Genomic DNA, 17,092 nt, shown 5'->3' with positions numbered 1-17,092 from the left:
AACGGGCGCTAACCCAGACCTCATCGGTCCGTTTATCGGCAGGATTTCAGCTCCAGCTGCGTTTGCGAGTCAATAGTCATCACCACTTTCCCCGCTTCTGTCGCTGCAATAGCAACCCCGGTAAAGTCCTGAAGTGTCAGTCTGGCGCCGTGCTTAAGCAGTTCTGCTGCACCGAGACCGACACAATACGCCCCGGCGGCGACGGCTGATGTCACTCCGCTAACGGAGTCTTCGAATACCAGGGCATTCCTGGCGGGTATATTCAGACGCCGGGCTGCGACTAAGTAGGGATCCGGGAAGGGTTTACCTCGTTCAACATCATCTCGTTCAACAATAACCGACACAGACTGTGAAATATCAAGCATGGCCGCGACACGCTCTATTTTCTCTTTCCACCCACTCGTCACAATCCCCACCGTCACTCCTGCGCTATGCAGGGAAGCAATCAGTTTCGCCACGCCAGGAATGGGCGCATACTCAGCCGTATTTTCAACGTAGATAACATGGTTCTGAACGTTATTTTGTTCATGGAGGGGAAGGTGACCAAATAGCGCGCGGATAGTATGATGACCTGGCTGGCCATGAATATGCTGCACAATATCTTCATTGGAAATATCTATTCCATACATGGCAGCAGCTTCTGTCCATGCTCGTTCTATGACGGGGTTTGAATCAATTAACACGCCGTCCATATCAAAAAGAACGGCTTAAAGAGGGATGTGTTCGTTACACATGCGTGACTCCCTGGTTGTAATTATTCATATTGAAAATGAATTCGTAATATATGTTTCTGTTGTGAATGACTGTCAGGTCCGACTTTATGGGGCAATATCATGGACTAATGCCTGGTGTTTTTATAATTCCATTTTTTCCGGGTTCTATAAATGAAAGGAATTGATATTAAATTAATACGGGCGTTTATTACTCTGGCGGACAAGGGCAATTACCAGCACGCTGCTCAGGTGCTGTCTATCACTCAGCCTGCGTTATCGAAGCAGATAAAAATGCTGGAAGAGGTGATGAAGGGGACCCTCTTTATCCGCGGTAGAAAGGGCGCGACGCTCACAGCGTTTGGTCATCATCTGTTGTCGAATGCAAACGCCATTTTGTCTGCCCATGACGAACTGTTGAAGCAGGCTAAAATATTTCAAAAAACATTTTACAAAACGCTCAGGGTGGGATTGGGCATTTCTTCTTTTCATCATGTACCGATATGGATAAACCATTTTCGACGAACAGTTACCGATTGTGAGGTGGTAATAAAAGAAATGGCCTCGAGTCTTCAGTGCCACATGCTGACGGAGGGAGAGCTGGATATAGGCTTCATCAGGATGCCGGTGACAGGGGCGCTGACGGGAAGAGCGTTGTTTGAGGAGAAACTTGTTCTGGCTGTGCCGGGTGATAAAAGAATAGACGCCATGAATTTGACTGACGTCTTATCGTCCTTGCCATTATTACAATTATCCCCGGATGTTATGCCCTGTCTGGCTGAACAAACTGCACTCTGGCAAAAAAATACGAAAACAACCGCGCTTCCTGGACCCATGGCTGACGATATTCCTACCTTGCTGGCATTAGTGGCGGGCGGCAATGGGACTGCCTTAGTGCCCGGGAGTGTCAGACATTTTTTACCGCCAGGCGTGAGGCTTATCACGCTGGAGACAGATCCTGTCGGCTGGGATATTGGTATCGCCTGGAATCCAAAAATAGCCCATCCGCAGCGGGATGAATTTTTACGTCTGGTTGAAGAAACTTCGACATTTGACCCACGACAAGGCGGTTTGATGCGCAGTCTTCCATAATCGCGCCTGTTTCCCTTCTCACTGGTGCTACCCATGGCGTATCAACTGAACCTGAACTGGCCGGAATTTCTTGAGAAATACTGGCAAAAGCAACCCGTTGTGCTGAAAAATGCCTTCCCGAATTTTGTCGACCCGATTACTCCGGACGAGCTGGCGGGTCTGGCGATGGAGCCAGAAGTCGATAGCCGTCTGGTGAGCCATTTCAACGGTAAATGGCAGGCCAGCAATGGTCCGTTCGAGCACTTTGACGATCTGGGCGAAACCGGCTGGTCGCTGCTGGCGCAGGCGGTGAACCACTGGCATATGCCCGCGGCGGAGCTGGTGCGTCCGTTCCGCGTTCTGCCGGACTGGCGTCTGGACGATCTGATGATCTCCTTCTCCGTGCCGGGCGGCGGCGTGGGTCCGCATATCGATCAGTACGACGTGTTTATCATTCAGGGGATGGGCAGCCGCCGCTGGCGCGTGGGTGACAAGCTGCCGATGCGTCAGTTCTGCCCGCATCCGGCGCTTCTGCATGTGGATCCGTTCGAGCCGATCATCGACGAAGATCTGGCCCCGGGCGATATTCTCTATATTCCGCCTGGATTCCCTCACGACGGTTTTACCCATGAAACGGCGCTTAACTACTCCGTCGGCTTCCGTGGGCCAAACGGCCGCGATCTGATCAGCAGCTTCGCCGATTATGCGCTGGAAAACGATCTGGGCGGTGAGCATTACAGCGATCCGGATCTGACCTGCCGCGAACACCCGGGCCGCGTGGAGCAGTGCGAGCTCGATCGCATTCGTCAGATGATGATCGACATGATCGGCAAGCCCGATGATTTCACAAAATGGTTCGGCAGTTTTGTCTCCACGCCGCGCCACGAGCTGGATATTGCCGCCGCCGAGCCGCCGTACGCGCCGGAAGAGGTGCTGGACGCGCTGCAGGGCGGCGAAACGCTGTCTCGCCTGAGCGGCCTGCGCGTGCTGAACATCAACGGCAGCTTCTTCATCAACAGCGAACAGCTGGAGACGGTAGACGCGAAGGCGGCGGATGCGCTGTGCCGCTACACCGAACTCGGTCAGGCCGAGCTGGGCGATGCGCTGAAAAACCCGGCGTTTGTAGAAGAGCTCACCGGGCTGATTAACCAGGGATACTGGTACTTCGACGAGTAGTGCGGCCTGTTGCCCGGTGGCGCTGCGCTTACCGGGCCTACAACGGCAAGAACGTAGGCCGGGTAAGGCGAAGCCGCCACCCGGCAAAACACTACTCCTCCATCGCAATCACAATCGCTTCACCCAGCTTTTTCAACGCCTCGCGATGTTTCTCCGTCGGCGGCAGCGCTACGTTGATCCGCAGGCAGTTGCGGTACTTCCCTGATGCGGAAAACAGCGACCCGGCCGCGGCCTGGATCTTCATCCGGCACAGCTGCTTGCTGACGCACACCATGTCGACCTTCTCCGGCAGCTCAATCCACAGCAGGAAGCTGCCCTGCGGGCGCGTGACGCAAATCTCTGCCGGAAAATACTGCCGCACCCAGCAGGTGTAGGTTTCCATATTCTGCTGATAAATCTGGCGCATACGGCGCACATGGCGATGGTAATGACCGTCGCGAATAAACGCCGCCACCGCCATCTGCGTGCCCGGCACGTTAAACCCGCCCGCGGCGTATTTCATGTGCATTACCCGGTCGTAGTAGCGTCCCGGCACAATCCAGCCGACGCGCAGGCCCGGCGCCACGGTTTTGGTAAACGAGCTGCAGAGGATCACGCGGCCGTCGATATCCATTGAATGAATGGTGCGCGGGCGCGGGTACTCCGCCGCCAGCTCGCCGTAAATATCATCCTCGACAATCACGATATCGTGCCGCTGGGCGAGGGCCAGCACCTGCTTTTTCCGCGCCTCCGGCATGATAAACCCGAGCGGGTTATTGCAGTTGGGCACCAGGATCACCGCCTTGATTGGCCACTGCTCCATTGCCAGCTCTAGCGCTTCGATGCTGATCCCGGTTTCAGAGTCGGTGGGAATTTCAATCGCCTTGATGTCAAACCCGCGCAGCATCTGCATGGTGCCGTGAAACGACGGCGATTCCACCGCCACGATATCCCCCGGTTTGCATACCGACAGCAGGGCAATCGACAGCGCGCCGTGGCAGCCGTTGGTGATCACAATGTCGCTTGCCGAAACGGTGGAGCCGCCGTCCAGCATCAGGCGGGCGATCTGCTCGCGCAGCTCCAGACGCCCGTCAAGCACGTCATAGCTCAGCATCTCGCCAGGGTTATGCTGCGCGATGCGGCTCATCTCGCGCCACAGGGGCTTCAGGCTCGGCTGGTTAATGTCCGGCGAACCGCCGCCGAAGGAGATCATCTCTTTGTCGGCGCGGGCGTCCAGCAGCATCATCACCTCATCCCACTGGGTAACGTCCACGGGGCGCTGCACCGGGCGCGTCATCGCCGGGACGGGCGGCTGGGCTTTGCGCGGTGAGACAAAATAGCCGGAGCGCGGTTGAGGCGTGATCAGCTGGAGGTTTTCGAGGATCTGGTAGGCCTGCTGTATGGTGCTGATGCTCACGCCGTGCTCCTGACTCAGCGTGCGCACCGACGGCAGACGTTCGCCGCTGCGATACAGCCCTTGCTCAATGCGTTCAGCCAAAAGATTGGCCAGATGTTGGTAGCGTGTCATGCTGTATCCTTTGTTTTCACCATACAGATTATAAAACCAGTACAGATTGCTGCGAAAATTGCCATGCAGATACTGTTTTAGCGGATCTGTATGTTAAACAAAAGTTGTTTTTGCATCTGTATTGCACGGGTGGATTTCCGGGATGATAACCCCACTGACACAGTGAGGAGAGCATCATGGAATTCTACGAGAATCGTTCAAAACGTCCGTTTATTGTGTTTGTCTGGATCGCAAAAACGCTGCGTAACTGGTATCGCATCAACCGCACCCGCCGCATCCTGAGCCAGATGAGCGACGAGCAGCTCAAGGACGTTGGGTTATCGCGATATGATGTGTGATCCACGTCGTCGCCGGGTGGCGGCTGCGCCTTACCCGGCCTACTCGATCCCGTAGGCCCGGTAAGCGTAGCGCCACCGGGCGATTCTCAGCGCAACAGCGCAAACGTCTGCCGCTTCGGCCTTTCCAGTAAATCCAGCGCCTCCTGATACGAGCGCACGTTGTTATAGCCCATCACCAGCCCGTAGCGTTTGCCCGACCCGCGATACCATTCCGAGAGCGCATTGACCTGCAGCTGATGTTCCTGCCAGCAGCGCGCCACTTCCCGGTCACGGCTTCCTTTGGTCAGGAACGCCACGATATGCATCCCACCGTCGTTTTGCTCGGTGAAAAACAGATCGCCATACACCTCCTGCAGGGCGGCAATCATCCAGTCGCGGCGGGTCTGATACAGCGCGCGCATCTTTTTCAGGTGACGGAAAAAATGCCCTTCGTTGAGAAACGCGGTGAGGATCTTTTGCGTCAACACCGGCTGGCCGCTGGTGGTGATGTCCGCGCAGTCGGTAAAGGCTCCGACGGTGCTGGCGGGCATCACCACGTAGCCCATGCGCAGCGACGGCATGATGGTTTTACTGAAGGTGCCCATAAAAATCACCCGGTCGTGATGGTCGAGGCTTTTCAGCGACGGCAGCACCTTGCGGGTGTAGTGAAACTCCCCGTCGTAATCGTCTTCGATAATCCACGCCTCGTTCTGGCTGGCCCAGTCGAGAAGCTGCTGTTTACGCGGCAGGGAGAGCGTGACCGCCAGCGGGCTCTGGTGCGACGGGGTGACGATGGCAAATCGGGCGTCGCGATGGTGACGCAGCAGGTAGTCCGTGTCGATGCCGCAGCGATCGACCGGCACGGTGTGCAGGCGCGGCACGATCCGCTTGAGCAGCTGCTGGCCCATAAAATAGCCCGGATCTTCAAACACCACCTTGTCGCTGCGGCTGGCGAGGGTGTCGAGGATCAGCCGCAGGCTGCCGCTGTAGCCACTGGTGATCAGCACCTGTTCAGCGGTGCAGGATAAACCGCGTGAAATATTGAGGTAGCTGGCGATGGCCTGGCGCAGCGGATACCAGCCCAGCACCGGCGGGTTGAGCATCTCCTCCTGACGCATGGCGCGCGTCGCCTGGCCCGCCAGCAGCAGCCATTTTTTATACGGAAAACTGTCGAGGGCAGGGATGCCGGGGCGCAGAAACCCGGCCCGCTCGCGCTGGCTGATGAGCGAGGCCGGAAGCGCCCCGGTGGGCTGCTCCGCAGGGGCAGTCTTATCCGGCAGCAGTAAATCCGGGTTAACATGCGTGCCGCGCGCGCCCTGGCTCACCAGATACCCTTCACCCGTCAGAATGGCGTACGCCGTTTCGACGGTTTTACGCGCCACCTTCAGCTCTTCCGCCAGCACGCGGATGGCAGGCACCCTGTCGCCCGGCTTCAGCACGCCGCGCATGATGTTGTCGCGATAGCGGGAATAAATCTCGTGATAGCCCGGCTTCATGTCCTACCTCGTTTCACGCTTTTTGTATCTTTTTACTATGTCATGAACGGCGTAGATTTGCCTCATCGCACGGCACATGCCGCACAAAAAGAGGAAAGACCATGAGCACTCGCGTTAACCACCATAAAGTTACACCTGCCCTCGCCAACGCGCTGTCTGCCCTGAGCATGGAGGTGGCAAAAACCTCCATCGATCCGGCGCTGAAGCACCTGATCGACATTCGCGTGTCGCAGCTGAACGGCTGTACGTTCTGTCTGGATATGCACTCAAAAGAGGCGAAAATCGCCGGCGAGCGCGAACTGCGCCTGTACCATCTGGCGGCCTGGCGCGAGTCCCCGCTGTTCAGCGCCCGTGAGAAAGCGGCGCTGGCGTTCACCGAAGCGCTGACCCAGATTGGCGTTCACGGGGTGAGTGACGCGCTGTACCGCAGCGTGGCGGAGCACTTCTCGGACGTGGAGATTTCAGAGCTGAACTTCGCCATCGTGGCGATCAACGCCTGGAACCGTCTGGGGATCACCTCCCGCATGGCGCCCGGTTCGCTGGATGCGGCGTACGGGCTGAATAAAGCTAACCTGGAATAATTCCGCGCTCGCGGATCATCGCCACCAGCGCCCGCAACCCCGGCGGGACGTGGCGATGGCCGGGATAGTACAGGCGCAGCCCGGCAAACGGCTGCGTCCAGTCGTTTAAGACGCTCACCAGTTCCCCGCTTTTCAGCTCGTCCCGAATATAGAGTTCCGGTAAAAATCCCACCCCTAATCCCGCTTTCACGGCGCGGATGGAGGCAAAAAGATCGGACGTCGCAAAGCGCGGCGGCACGGCAAGCGCGTACGTTTCCCCCCGACGGGCCAGCTCCCAGCGGTAGATCCCACCGTGAGCCATACGCATGCCGATCCCCTGATGTGAAAGCAGATCGTCCGGCGTCTCGGGTATGCCGTGAAGGGCGAAATAGTCCGGCGTGGCGGTGACGAGCTGGCGGATCTCTCCGGTCAGCGGCACGGCGATCATGTCCTGCGGAACGGACTCTTCGAGGCGGATCCCTGCGTCATAGCCTTCGGCAACGATGTCGATCATCCTTGCTTCACTCACCGTTTCCACGCGCATTTTCGGGTAGCGGATCATGTAGTCGATCAGCAACTGGTCCAGAAACAGGGTGCCGATATGATTCGGCACGTTTAGCCGTAGCGTGCCGGCAGGTTCCCCGGTTTCGCTGTGGATCGCCTCCCCGGCGAGACGGATCTCCTGCAGGGCGGGGCCGATACGCGCCACGTAGCGCTGTCCGGCGTCGGTAAGCGCCACGCTGCGGGTGGTGCGGTTGAAAAGTCGCGTCTCAAGGCGGCTCTCCAGCCCGGCGATGGCGTTGCTGACCGCCGTGGCGGACATCCCCAGCTCCTGCGCTGCGCCGCGAAAGCTGCCGCGTCGCACCACCGCCATCACCACCTCCAGCTCTGTCAGACCTGAACGATGCATAGATTATCCTGAAAATCGAAACAACCCTTGCAGCATAGCGTGGATTATCGCAACGGAGAAGCCGTGACAGACTGGTCTTACACAGCCTGAGGAGGGTTATATGCACATTATCGAACAGATCTTTATGAACGGCGAGTTTGTTACCCCGCACGGGACCGAACGGTTTGATTTATACAATCCGGCGACGGCGCAGGTCATCGGCCAGGTTCGCCTGGCGGATGAGGTTGACGCTGAACGCGCTATCGCGGCGGCAAAAGCGGCGTTTCCGGCGTGGTCGCAGACCACAAAGCAGGAACGCATCGCCGCGCTGAAGCGCATGCACGCCGCCGTGGCCGCCCGTCACGATGCGCTGCTGGATGCCATTGTCGAGGAGTACGGCGCGCCCGCCTCGCGCTCGGCATGGATGGCAAGCTATCCGGCAGAGGTGATTGCTCAGGCCATCGAGGCGCTTGAGGCGTTTGAGTTTGTCATCCCCGCAGGTGCCGCAACAGTGCAGATGACGCCGCTTGGCGTGGCCGGGCTGATTACGCCGTGGAACAGCGATGCCGGGTTTATCTGCGGCAAACTGGCGGCCGCGCTCGCCGCGGGCTGCACGGCGGTCATCAAGCCGAGTGAAATGAGCGCCCTGCAAACGCAGATTGTCACCGAAGCGCTGCGCGACGCCGCACTGCCGCCGGGCGTGTTTAACATCGTCACCGGACGCGGCGAGACGGTGGGCGAAACGATTAGCCGTCATCCGGACGTCGCAAAAATCTCGTTCACCGGTTCCACGAATACCGGCAAGGCGATCCTTCGCAACGCGGCGGAAAGCTTTAAGCGCGTGACGCTGGAGTTGGGCGGTAAATCGCCGACGATCCTGCTGGATGATGTGGATCTCTCGCAGGCGATCCCGCTGGTGATCCAGGCCGGGTTTATGAACAGCGGGCAGGCGTGCGTGGCCGGGACGCGCATTCTGGTGCCTTACTCGCTCAAGACGGAGATCGAAACCGCGCTGGCGCAGGCCGTGGCGGCGGTGAACTCCGGCGACCCGCGCAACAGCACGACAGACGTCGGCCCGATGGTCAGCGAGAAGCAGTGGCTTCGGGTGCAGGGCTATATCCGTAAAGGTCTCGAAGAGGGGGCACGCCTGCTGGCGGGCGGTGAAGGACGACCGGACGGCACGCAGGACGGCTGGTTCGTGCGTCCGACGCTGTTTACCGACGTGAACAACCGGATGACCATTGCCCGCGACGAAATTTTCGGCCCGGTGCTGTGCGTGATCCCCTATCGTGACGAGGCGGAGGCGATCGCCATTGCCAACGACACCGACTACGGCCTGAGCGCAATGGTGCTGGGCGGCGATGTGGACCGCGCACGACGCGTGGCGCAGCAGATTGTTTCCGGTCGCGTGCTGGTGAACACCCTGGCCCATGAACCGAAAGCGCCGTTCGGCGGGTTTAAGCACTCCGGTTTGGGGCGCGAGATGGGTGAGTGGGGAATTCGGGCGTTTATGGAGCCGAGGTCGATTGTGGGATAAAACCCGCCCGGTGGCGCTGCGCTTACCGGGCCTACATGAGCCCGTAGGCCGGATAAGCGCAGCGCCATCCGGCGCAACTCTTCGCTCCTTGCCGAAGCATTGTGCTTTTCCCTCCTGCATTCTCTCCCCTACATCACAACGGAGAGAAAACCATGATCGCAGTCCTTTTCGAAGCCAAAGCCGCGCCTGCCCATCAGGCGCGCTATCTTCAGCTTGCCGCAGAGCTTAAGCCGCTGCTGGCGGACATTGACGGTTTTATTGATATCGAGCGGTTCCAGAGCCTGACGACCGACGGCAAAATCCTCTCCCTTTCCTGGTGGCGGGATGAAGAGGCCGTCCGCCGCTGGAAGCAGAACGTTTTTCATCAGGCGGCGCAGGCCGAAGGACGGGAGTCAATTTTTGCGTACTACCGCATTCGGGTGGCGCAGGTCGTGCGGGAATATACCTCTGAAACCGGAGGACACGCCGATGTATGACGTTCATGTCATTTTTCGCGATATTCCGGGTGAACTGGCGCGCTTTGGGCAGCTGCTGGGCCGCAACGGCGTGGGGCTGGAGGGCGGTGGCGTATTTGGTACACATGCCCATTTCCTGGTGGAAGACGGGGAAAAAGCGCGACGCGTGCTGCTCGACGCCGGGTTTACCGTGCAGGCGGTGCGACAGCCGGTGATCAGAAAGCTTAAGCAGGAACGCCCTGGCGAGCTGGGCGAGATCGCAGCGGCGCTGGCGGCACGCGGTGTGTCTATCCTGACTCAGTACAGCGACCATGCGAATCACCTTATTCTGCTGACGGATGATGATAAGCTGGCCGCAGAGATCACCGAACCCTGGGCGGCCCATGCTTAAGACGAGTTTACCCCCTGACAACAGCGCGATGCTGGAAAAAGCGATTGCCGCGGTGGCGGCAGCAATGGCCGATCCGTCGCGCGTGAAGATGCTCTGTGCGCTAATGGACGGGCGGGCGTGGACGGCCACTGAGCTGAGCGCGGCGGCAGATGTCGCACCGTCGACCGCCAGCGGGCATCTCGCCCGGCTGCTTGAAGGGCAACTGATAACCTGCCTGTCGCAAGGGCGGCATCGCTATTATCGTCTTGCCGGGCACGACGTGGCGGCGCTGGTGGAGCAGATGATGGGGCTTTCGTGGAGCCGCATTACCCCGCCGGAAACCACCGCACCGAAAGCCATGCGTGAAGCTCGGACCTGCTATGACCATCTCGCAGGCGCGGTGGCGGTGCAGATCTATGATTTCATGCACGCGGAAGGCTGGCTGGAGGCTGACGGTTCAGCGTTGACACTCTATGGCCGGGAGCAGTTCCTGACGCTCGGCATTTCGTTAAGCGCGCATCCGCGCCGGAAGGCCTGCTGCGCCTGCCTGGACTGGAGCGAGCGGCGGTTTCACCTGGGCGGAGAAGCCGGCGCGTTGCTGCTCGACCATCTGGAAAGTAAAGGCTGGATCCAGCGGGTGGCGGGGTATCGGGAGGTGGTGGTGACGGCGTCGGGGAAGGCCGCTGTAAAGAGGCTTTTTAGCCGCTAAAAACGCCCGGTGGCGCTGCGCTTACCGGGCCTACGCGTACATCGCCTCCAGTAACACCTTTCGCAATTCCTGCGCTTTCGCCTCTCGTTTCTTGATAGTTACCCTGATAACTATTATCTTGACCGCGTGTAACGAGAGGTTTCCCCATGAGTGAAGAAGAACTGTTCTGCCGCAGACCGATGGGCATGCGGATGGCGATGATCGTGCGCCAGTGGCGTGCCGTCATCGACGAGGCCATTCTCGATACCGGGTTAACCCAGTCGAGCTGGACGGTGATGATGCAGCTTCATCAGCTCGGGGATAACGTCTCAATGAGTGAGCTGGCGGAGGTGCAGGGCATTGAACTGCCGCCGCTGATGCGCACCCTGACACAGCTGGAAAAGCAGGGATACCTGCTGCGCGCCGTATCGCCTTATGACAAGCGCATCCGGCTTCTGACGCTGACGCCTGAGGGAAAAGCCCTGTTACAAAGGCTCACTCAGGTGATTGAGACGTATCAGGCGCGCGTATCGCAAAACATCGCGCCGGAACATCTCGACATTTTCAGCGCCACGTTGAATCAAATCGCCTGCAATTTGCGGACAATCCGCGAAGAAGATAACAAGACCGAAAAATAATGACCCCTGAACAAAAGTTTGCCCGCTGGGTAAGGGTGAGTATTGCCTCTTTCCTGCTGATGTTTGTCTACTTTATCGTCGCGGATATCTGGATCCCGCTGACGCCGGACTCCACCGTGATGCGCGTGGTGACGCCGGTGTCTCCGCGCGTCTCCGGCTACGTGGCGGCGGTGCATGTCCACAACAACAGCCAGGTGAAGAGAGGCGATCTGCTGTTTGAGCTCGATGACACGCCGTTTCGCAATAAGGTGGAAGCGGCGCAAATCGCGCTCGAGCAGGCACGTCTGTCCAACGAACAGCTGGATGCGCAGATCGCCGCCGCGCAGGCCAGCCTGAAAACCGCCGTGCTGACCGCGCGTAACGACAAAGTGACTTTTGATCGCTACCAGAAGCTGAGCACGCTGCAGAACGTCTCGCAGGCGGATCTGGATAAAGTCCGCACGACCTGGCAGAGCAGCGAACAGGCCGTCAGCTCAATTCAGGCCAACATCCAGAACCTGCGCATTCAGCGCGGCGAGCGGGACGAGCACCGCAACGTGACGCTGCAAAAATACCGTAACGCGCTGGATGAAGCAGAGCTGAATCTCGGCTGGACGAAGGTCTACGCCCAGGCGGACGGTACGATCAGTAACCTGCAGTTGAGCCCCGGCTTCTACGCTTCATCCGGTTCCGCCGCGCTGGCGCTGGTGAACAACCAGACCGATATCGTGGCCGATTTCCGTGAGAAGAGCCTGCGCCATACCCATCAGGGCACCGATGCGGCCGTGGTGTTTGACGCCTTTCCGGGACACGTTTTCCGCGCCCACGTCACCAGCAGCGACGCGGGGATCCTGGCAGGTCAGGAGGCCGTTAACGGCCAACTCTCCGAGCCGGAAACCTCTAACCGCTGGGTGCGCGACGCTCAGCGCATGCGCATTCACGTGACGCTGGACGAGGCGTTGCCGAAGCATCTGCCGACCGGCGCCCGCGCGACCGTGCAGCTTTACAACAGCGAAGGGCCGTTTGCGCGCTTCTTCTCCGGGATGCAGATCCACCTGGTAAGCCTGCTTCACTATGTCTATTAGTACCCTGGCGCGGGTCTTTACCCCGCACGGCAACATCGTCTACACGGCAAACGACTTTCGCCAGACCCTGCGCATCGTCTTTGCCGGGATGATTGCGCTCAGCATCTCCAGTTTCTACAACACCAGCTACGGCGTCTTTTTCGTGGTCTATCCGATCATGCTGCTCTCGCTGGTGCCGGTGTTTAACCGCCACGTGGCGAAGCAGTTTATCTTCAGCGCATCGCTCAACTGCGTCGAAATGGTGATTATCATCGGCTATCTGTCGCAATGGCCGGTCATCATGACGCTGGTGGTCTTTGCCCTGTACGTGATGCGTTTTCGCTTTATGAGTAAAGGCCCGCTGTTTCTGTTCGGTTCGATGGGCGTGGTGTGCCAGAGCGTGATGCTCAACTTTATGAGCTACCCCACCACCAACTGGCACACGCTGCTGTTTTCCAACATCGAAGCGAGCGTGATGGCGGTGTGCCTGAGCGCGCTGATGAACTATCTCCTGCCGGACGTGGAGCCCCGCAAGCCGCCGCCGCTGATTGAGAAAGACGACGCCCGCGTGCGCCACGAGTCGTTGCTCTCCGGCACTGTCGCAACGCTGATATTCGTCGTTTTTCAGATCAGCGACTTAAGCGATTCGCTTTCGGCGCTGATGGCAGGGATTTTGATCCTGTTCCCGATGCACTATCGCGGCGCGGTGATGAGCTCCATCTGGCGCGTGGTCGGCGTGGTGCTGGGCTGTCTCTATATTCTGGTGGTGCAGTTGATCCTCTACGATCACAGCAGCCATATGCTGCTGATGATGCCGCTGATCGGCCTTGGGCTGGCGTTTGGTGCGCGACTCCACGTGATGGAGAAGGTGGGGGCGGGCGTGGGCTTCTCCAGCATCACCACCATCGGGATAATGTTCGGGCAGAACATGCACCCGGACACTGACCTGGTGTTCAGCGATCTGTACCGCATCACCTCCGTCACCTTTTCGCTGGTGGCGACGCTGACGATGGTCTTTCTGGTGCACCTGATCCTGAACCGCTTCGAGGCGACGCGCTACGTCATCGCGCCGCCCAAAGCGGATTAATGTCCCAGCACGGCAGGCAGCTGCGAGAGTAAAAACAGGATCAGGCCAATCGTCCCGCCCACCAGGGTGCCGTTGACGCGGATAAACTGCAGATCCTTGCCAATGTTCAGCTCAATCTGGCAGGACATGTCTTTGGCATCCCAGCTTTTCACCGTGTCGCTGATATGGCGTGTCAGGAACGCGGCAAAATCCGGCGCGAGGCGGTGCGCGGCCTGCTCCAGATGCTCGTTCAGCGAGGCCTGCAGGTTCGCGTCGTTCGTCAGCGTTTCACCGAACCACAGCCCGGCGTTGGCGATGCGCTGCTTCACGCGCGAGTCCTCACTCTGCATATCCGCCTTCAGCCACTGGCGCAGATCGGCCCACATCTCGCCCAGATAGCGGTTAAACGCCTCATCGTTTTTCAGGTAATGCTTGATGTTGTCGGCTTTGGCCGCCATGTCCGGATCGTTTTTCAGGTTGTCGATAAGCTTCAGCGTGGCGCGGTCAAACGCCTGGCGGATCTGGTGCGTGCGGTCGTGGCTGATATCGTCCAGCAGCGTGTTGACCGCGTTCGATACCATCTCCGCACTCTGATCCCCCAGCCACTCCGTGGGTAGCACCATCGCTTTGCGGGGATGCTCGGTTTTGAGCCAGTGGACGATCTGGTCGGCGATAAAGTCCCGCGTGCTTTCCCGCTGAATCAGGGTAATCAGTCGGTTGATGATGGTGTCGAGCAGCACCTGATGGCGGTTGTTTTTGGTCATGCTCTCCAGCATCACGGCGCTGGTTTCGGTGAAATCGACCTTGTCGATGGCCTTATGCACCGCGCGTTTGAGCAGGCGCTGAATGCGCCCGTCGTCGGTCAGCTCGAGAAAACCGCTCATCACCTGCATCAGATGCAGCCCGACGCGCTGGGCGTTGTCAGCCTTGCTGAACCAGGCACCAATCATCTGGGCAGGTTCATAGCGGCGAATCAACGCCACCAGCGACTGGGTATCCAGAAACTTCTCCTGCACGAACTGGCCGAGATTGTCGCCGATCCGGTCTTTATTGCGCGGGATGATCGCCGTATGGCGGGAGATAAAGGGAATCGGCACCCGGCGGAACAGCGCGACCACCGCAAACCAGTCCGCCAGCGCGCCGACCATTGCCGCCTCGGCAATGGCCTTGACGCCGCGCACCCAGAAGGTCTGCGGCAGGAACAGGGTGGTGATAAAGGCCGCGGCGGCAACCAGCAGCAGCGACAGCGCCAGCAGCTTGGCGCGTTTGAGTTCAGCTATTTTTTCCATAGGTTAAGGATAGAGGTAAGCGGGGGGAAAGTGCAAAGTCCTCAGTTAAAGATAAATTAGTCGCCATCACCTAATATCTTTTCATTTATTTCATACGATACAGGTAGCATAACTGCATATTTAATGATGTCGTCGATCTGCTCAAATTTTTCATTTTTATGGCTTTGAATATAATTTTCAAAATATTCGTATGCTTTTTTGTCAGAAGATGAGACTTTCTTTGTGTTATTATTAGGAAGCAATGAGTTTGAATAGGTGATAATATCAAATTTTGTGTTTCCTTTGATGGATATTTGATAAATAGTGGTACTAAGCAGTTTTTCCCGGATCGTTGCTAACTTTCCGAGAATTGTTTGCTTTTGTGCTAGAACAAGTTCTCTGTTCAAATTATCAAGTAATTTTTGTTTTTCTATAAGAGTTTTATTTGTTTTGCTCAGATTTTCATTGAGTTCATTTAAATGGTTGCTGGATGCTAAGAATTTATTTTGTAGTAAGAGATTGTCGGCATTTAATTTTGATTTTTCTGACTCAAGACTAAGCTTTTCAGCTCGTAAGTTTTGTAGTTCTTTTTCTTTTTCAAAAACGGGATGGATGGTATTAAAGTAGGCATAAATTCCGAAAGCTAGCGTTCCTGTAGTGGCAAATATTGAAGTTATTTTTGATACTTTATCGAAGAAAGCATCGTCAGCTTTAAATAATTTCACTTTCTTTCCTTGATGACTAAAAGTTATCGTCAATAATATGTGTATAATATATTGATATTAATTAATAATATTGTCTATCACAAGAAGAAAATGGTATATACGGAAATGGTAGGCTGCTTACATACCAAACTTTACGTTTGTTTCCAGTCATGTTGACTACCCTTAATACCCTAAGCGGTAAAACAAGGAGATTCGACATGGCTTATCAGACAGTAAATCCTGCCACTAACCAGCTCATCAAAGAATACCCCTCGCATACCGACGCGGATATCGAAGCGGCACTGAAGGCGGCCGATGCGCTTTACCATTCGGACTGGGCGAAAGGCGACATCAGCCAGCGCCTGCCGGTGCTGCATAAGCTTGCCGATCTGATCGACGAGCGCACCGAGGATCTGGCGAAAATCGCCAGCCAGGAGATGGGTAAGCTCATCGAACAGAGCCGCGGCGAAGTGAAGCTGTGCGCGCAGATCGCCCGCTATTACGCTGACAACGCGAAGCAGTTCCTGGCCCCGGTAAAGTATCAATCCGAACTCGGGGAAGCGTGGGTGGAGCATCATCCCATCGGCGTGCTGATGGCCGTTGAGCCGTGGAACTTCCCGTATTACCAGCTGATGCGCGTCCTGGCACCAAACCTGGCGGCGGGCAACCCGATGATCGCCAAGCATGCCAGCATCGTGCCGCACTGCGCTGAGACCTTTGCCCACCTGGTGCGCGAGGCGGGCGCGCCGGAAGGGGCATGGACTAACCTGTTTATCTCGTCCGAGCAGGTGGCGAACATCATTGCCGACGATCGCGTGCAGGGTGCCGCATTAACCGGCTCCGAAAAAGCCGGTAGCGTGGTGGCCGCACAGGCGGCGAAGCACATCAAGAAATCTACCCTTGAACTGGGCGGTAACGACGTGTTCGTGGTGCTGGACGATGCGGACCTGGACAAAGCCGTCAAGACTGGCGTGAATGCGCGCCTCAACAACGCCGGGCAGGTCTGCACCGCGGCGAAGCGCTTTATCCTGCATGAAAAGATCGCCGACGCCTTCCTGAGCAAATTCACCGAGGCGTTTAAGCAGGTGAAGATTGGCGATCCGCTGGACGAAAGCACCACGCTGGGGCCGCTGTCGTCGAAAGATGCGCTAGAAACGTTGACCAAACAGGTTAACGAGGCGGTGAAAAACGGCGCGACGCTGCACTATGGCGGCAAGCCGGTGCAGCGCGACGGGAGCTTTTTTGAACCGACGATCCTGACGAACATCTCGCGCGACAACCCGGCGTACTTCGAAGAGTTCTTCGGCCCGGTAGCGCAGATGTTCGTGGTGAAAAACGACGACGAAGCGGTCGCGCTGGCGAACGACTCCCACTACGGCCTGGGCGGCGCTGTATTCAGCCAGGATATCGAGCGCGCGAAGAAAATGGCGTCACGGATCGAGACCGGGATGGTGTACATCAACTGGCTCACCGATACCGCGCCAGAGCTGCCGTTCGGCGGCGTGAAGCGCTCCGGTTACGGACGCGAGCTGTCGGATCTGGGGATCAAAGAGTTTGTGAACCAGAAGCTGGTGGTGGTGCGTCAGTAAGAGGTCAT

17 protein-coding genes and 1 pseudogene are annotated in these 17,092 nt (G+C 57.6%); 12 read left to right on the top strand and 6 right to left on the bottom strand.

What is annotated here, in order from left to right; translation table 11 throughout:
- Window positions 1-32: 32 nt before the first annotated feature.
- A pseudogene (locus tag LJA86_RS16355) lies at window positions 33-695 on the bottom strand (HAD family hydrolase); the annotation flags it as partial.
- 189 nt (window positions 696-884) lie between these two features.
- Here LJA86_RS16355 and LJA86_RS16350 point away from each other — a divergent pair.
- On the top strand, window positions 885-1,802 hold the full coding sequence (locus LJA86_RS16350; protein WP_229226422.1) for a LysR family transcriptional regulator: 918 nt from the start codon (window positions 885-887) through the stop codon (window positions 1,800-1,802).
- 33 nt (window positions 1,803-1,835) lie between these two features.
- Window positions 1,836-2,957, top strand: coding sequence for a cupin domain-containing protein (locus LJA86_RS16345; RefSeq protein ID WP_229226421.1), 1,122 nt, complete (start codon window positions 1,836-1,838; stop codon window positions 2,955-2,957).
- Window positions 2,958-3,048: 91 nt separating this feature from the next.
- Here the strand turns inward: LJA86_RS16345 and LJA86_RS16340 are convergent, their stop codons facing one another.
- Window positions 3,049-4,464 carry a PLP-dependent aminotransferase family protein gene (locus LJA86_RS16340; protein ID WP_063622637.1) on the bottom strand — a complete coding sequence of 472 codons (1,416 nt, stop codon included), beginning with the start codon at window positions 4,462-4,464 and terminating at the stop codon, window positions 3,049-3,051.
- A gap of 176 nt (window positions 4,465-4,640) precedes the next feature.
- Here LJA86_RS16340 and LJA86_RS16335 point away from each other — a divergent pair, with 176 nt between their 5' ends.
- Window positions 4,641-4,802 carry a DUF1127 domain-containing protein gene (locus LJA86_RS16335; protein WP_022650337.1) on the top strand — a complete coding sequence of 54 codons (162 nt, stop codon included), beginning with the start codon at window positions 4,641-4,643 and terminating at the stop codon, window positions 4,800-4,802.
- Between the two features lie 86 nt (window positions 4,803-4,888).
- Here the strand turns inward: LJA86_RS16335 and LJA86_RS16330 are convergent, their stop codons facing one another.
- The gene (locus tag LJA86_RS16330; protein WP_229226420.1) at window positions 4,889-6,277 is read right to left on the bottom strand and encodes a PLP-dependent aminotransferase family protein; all 1,389 of its coding nucleotides are present in this window, start codon (window positions 6,275-6,277) and stop codon (window positions 4,889-4,891) included.
- Between the two features lie 101 nt (window positions 6,278-6,378).
- Between LJA86_RS16330 and LJA86_RS16325 the strand changes: the two genes are divergently transcribed.
- A complete protein-coding gene (locus tag LJA86_RS16325; protein ID WP_014882392.1) occupies window positions 6,379-6,858 on the top strand; it encodes a carboxymuconolactone decarboxylase family protein in 480 nt (159 codons plus the stop codon).
- On the opposite strand, the gene LJA86_RS16320 is transcribed toward LJA86_RS16325, so the two are convergent.
- Window positions 6,845-7,747: a LysR family transcriptional regulator gene (locus LJA86_RS16320; protein ID WP_063622634.1), complete on the bottom strand. Its 903-nt coding sequence runs from the start codon at window positions 7,745-7,747 to the stop codon at window positions 6,845-6,847. The two genes, LJA86_RS16325 and LJA86_RS16320, sit on opposite strands and share 14 nt — an antisense overlap.
- Before the next feature lie 100 nt (window positions 7,748-7,847).
- On the opposite strand from LJA86_RS16320, the gene LJA86_RS16315 reads away from it, so the two are divergent.
- The 7 genes from LJA86_RS16315 to LJA86_RS16285 all read left to right on the top strand — a co-directional run bounded on the left by LJA86_RS16315 (window position 7,848) and on the right by LJA86_RS16285 (window position 13,544).
- On the top strand, window positions 7,848-9,263 hold the full coding sequence (locus LJA86_RS16315) for an aldehyde dehydrogenase family protein (RefSeq protein WP_229226419.1): 1,416 nt from the start codon (window positions 7,848-7,850) through the stop codon (window positions 9,261-9,263).
- Window positions 9,264-9,415: 152 nt separating this feature from the next.
- Window positions 9,416-9,739 (top strand): antibiotic biosynthesis monooxygenase family protein, encoded by a 324-nt coding sequence (locus LJA86_RS16310; protein WP_023618387.1) that lies wholly within the window; start codon window positions 9,416-9,418, stop codon window positions 9,737-9,739.
- Complete coding sequence (locus LJA86_RS16305; protein WP_148768996.1) at window positions 9,732-10,109, top strand: amino acid-binding protein; 378 nt, start codon at window positions 9,732-9,734, stop codon at window positions 10,107-10,109. Before LJA86_RS16310 ends, LJA86_RS16305 begins: the two co-directional genes overlap by 8 nt.
- Entirely contained in the window at window positions 10,102-10,797 is a 696-nt protein-coding gene (locus tag LJA86_RS16300; RefSeq protein ID WP_126534236.1) for an ArsR/SmtB family transcription factor, read from the top strand. Before LJA86_RS16305 ends, LJA86_RS16300 begins: the two co-directional genes overlap by 8 nt.
- 146 nt (window positions 10,798-10,943) lie before the next feature.
- Window positions 10,944-11,414: a MarR family winged helix-turn-helix transcriptional regulator gene (locus LJA86_RS16295; protein WP_024908312.1), complete on the top strand. Its 471-nt coding sequence runs from the start codon at window positions 10,944-10,946 to the stop codon at window positions 11,412-11,414.
- A complete protein-coding gene (locus tag LJA86_RS16290; protein ID WP_111967178.1) occupies window positions 11,411-12,478 on the top strand; it encodes an HlyD family secretion protein in 1,068 nt (355 codons plus the stop codon). Before LJA86_RS16295 ends, LJA86_RS16290 begins: the two co-directional genes overlap by 4 nt.
- Window positions 12,468-13,544 carry a DUF2955 domain-containing protein gene (locus LJA86_RS16285; RefSeq protein ID WP_196365453.1) on the top strand — a complete coding sequence of 359 codons (1,077 nt, stop codon included), beginning with the start codon at window positions 12,468-12,470 and terminating at the stop codon, window positions 13,542-13,544. Before LJA86_RS16290 ends, LJA86_RS16285 begins: the two co-directional genes overlap by 11 nt.
- Here the strand turns inward: LJA86_RS16285 and LJA86_RS16280 are convergent.
- Window positions 13,541-14,812 carry a DUF445 domain-containing protein gene (locus LJA86_RS16280; RefSeq protein ID WP_229226418.1) on the bottom strand — a complete coding sequence of 424 codons (1,272 nt, stop codon included), beginning with the start codon at window positions 14,810-14,812 and terminating at the stop codon, window positions 13,541-13,543. The genes LJA86_RS16285 and LJA86_RS16280 overlap by 4 nt on opposite strands.
- 56 nt (window positions 14,813-14,868) lie before the next feature.
- Window positions 14,869-15,516 carry a hypothetical protein gene (locus tag LJA86_RS16275; protein ID WP_229226417.1) on the bottom strand — a complete coding sequence of 216 codons (648 nt, stop codon included), beginning with the start codon at window positions 15,514-15,516 and terminating at the stop codon, window positions 14,869-14,871.
- A 197-nt stretch (window positions 15,517-15,713) separates the two neighbouring features.
- Here LJA86_RS16275 and LJA86_RS16270 point away from each other — a divergent pair, with 197 nt between their 5' ends.
- Entirely contained in the window at window positions 15,714-17,084 is a 1,371-nt protein-coding gene (locus tag LJA86_RS16270) for an NAD-dependent succinate-semialdehyde dehydrogenase (RefSeq protein WP_229226416.1), read from the top strand.
- Window positions 17,085-17,092 lie beyond the last annotated feature (8 nt).

The sequence above is a fragment of the Enterobacter sp. TCD1-1 genome, assembly GCF_020567405.1.
In the GTDB taxonomy this organism is placed as follows: Bacteria; Pseudomonadota; Gammaproteobacteria; order Enterobacterales; family Enterobacteriaceae; genus Enterobacter; species Enterobacter quasiroggenkampii.
The sequence above is the reverse complement of the archived record's forward strand: the minus strand, read 5'-3'. Positions and strand labels throughout refer to the sequence as shown.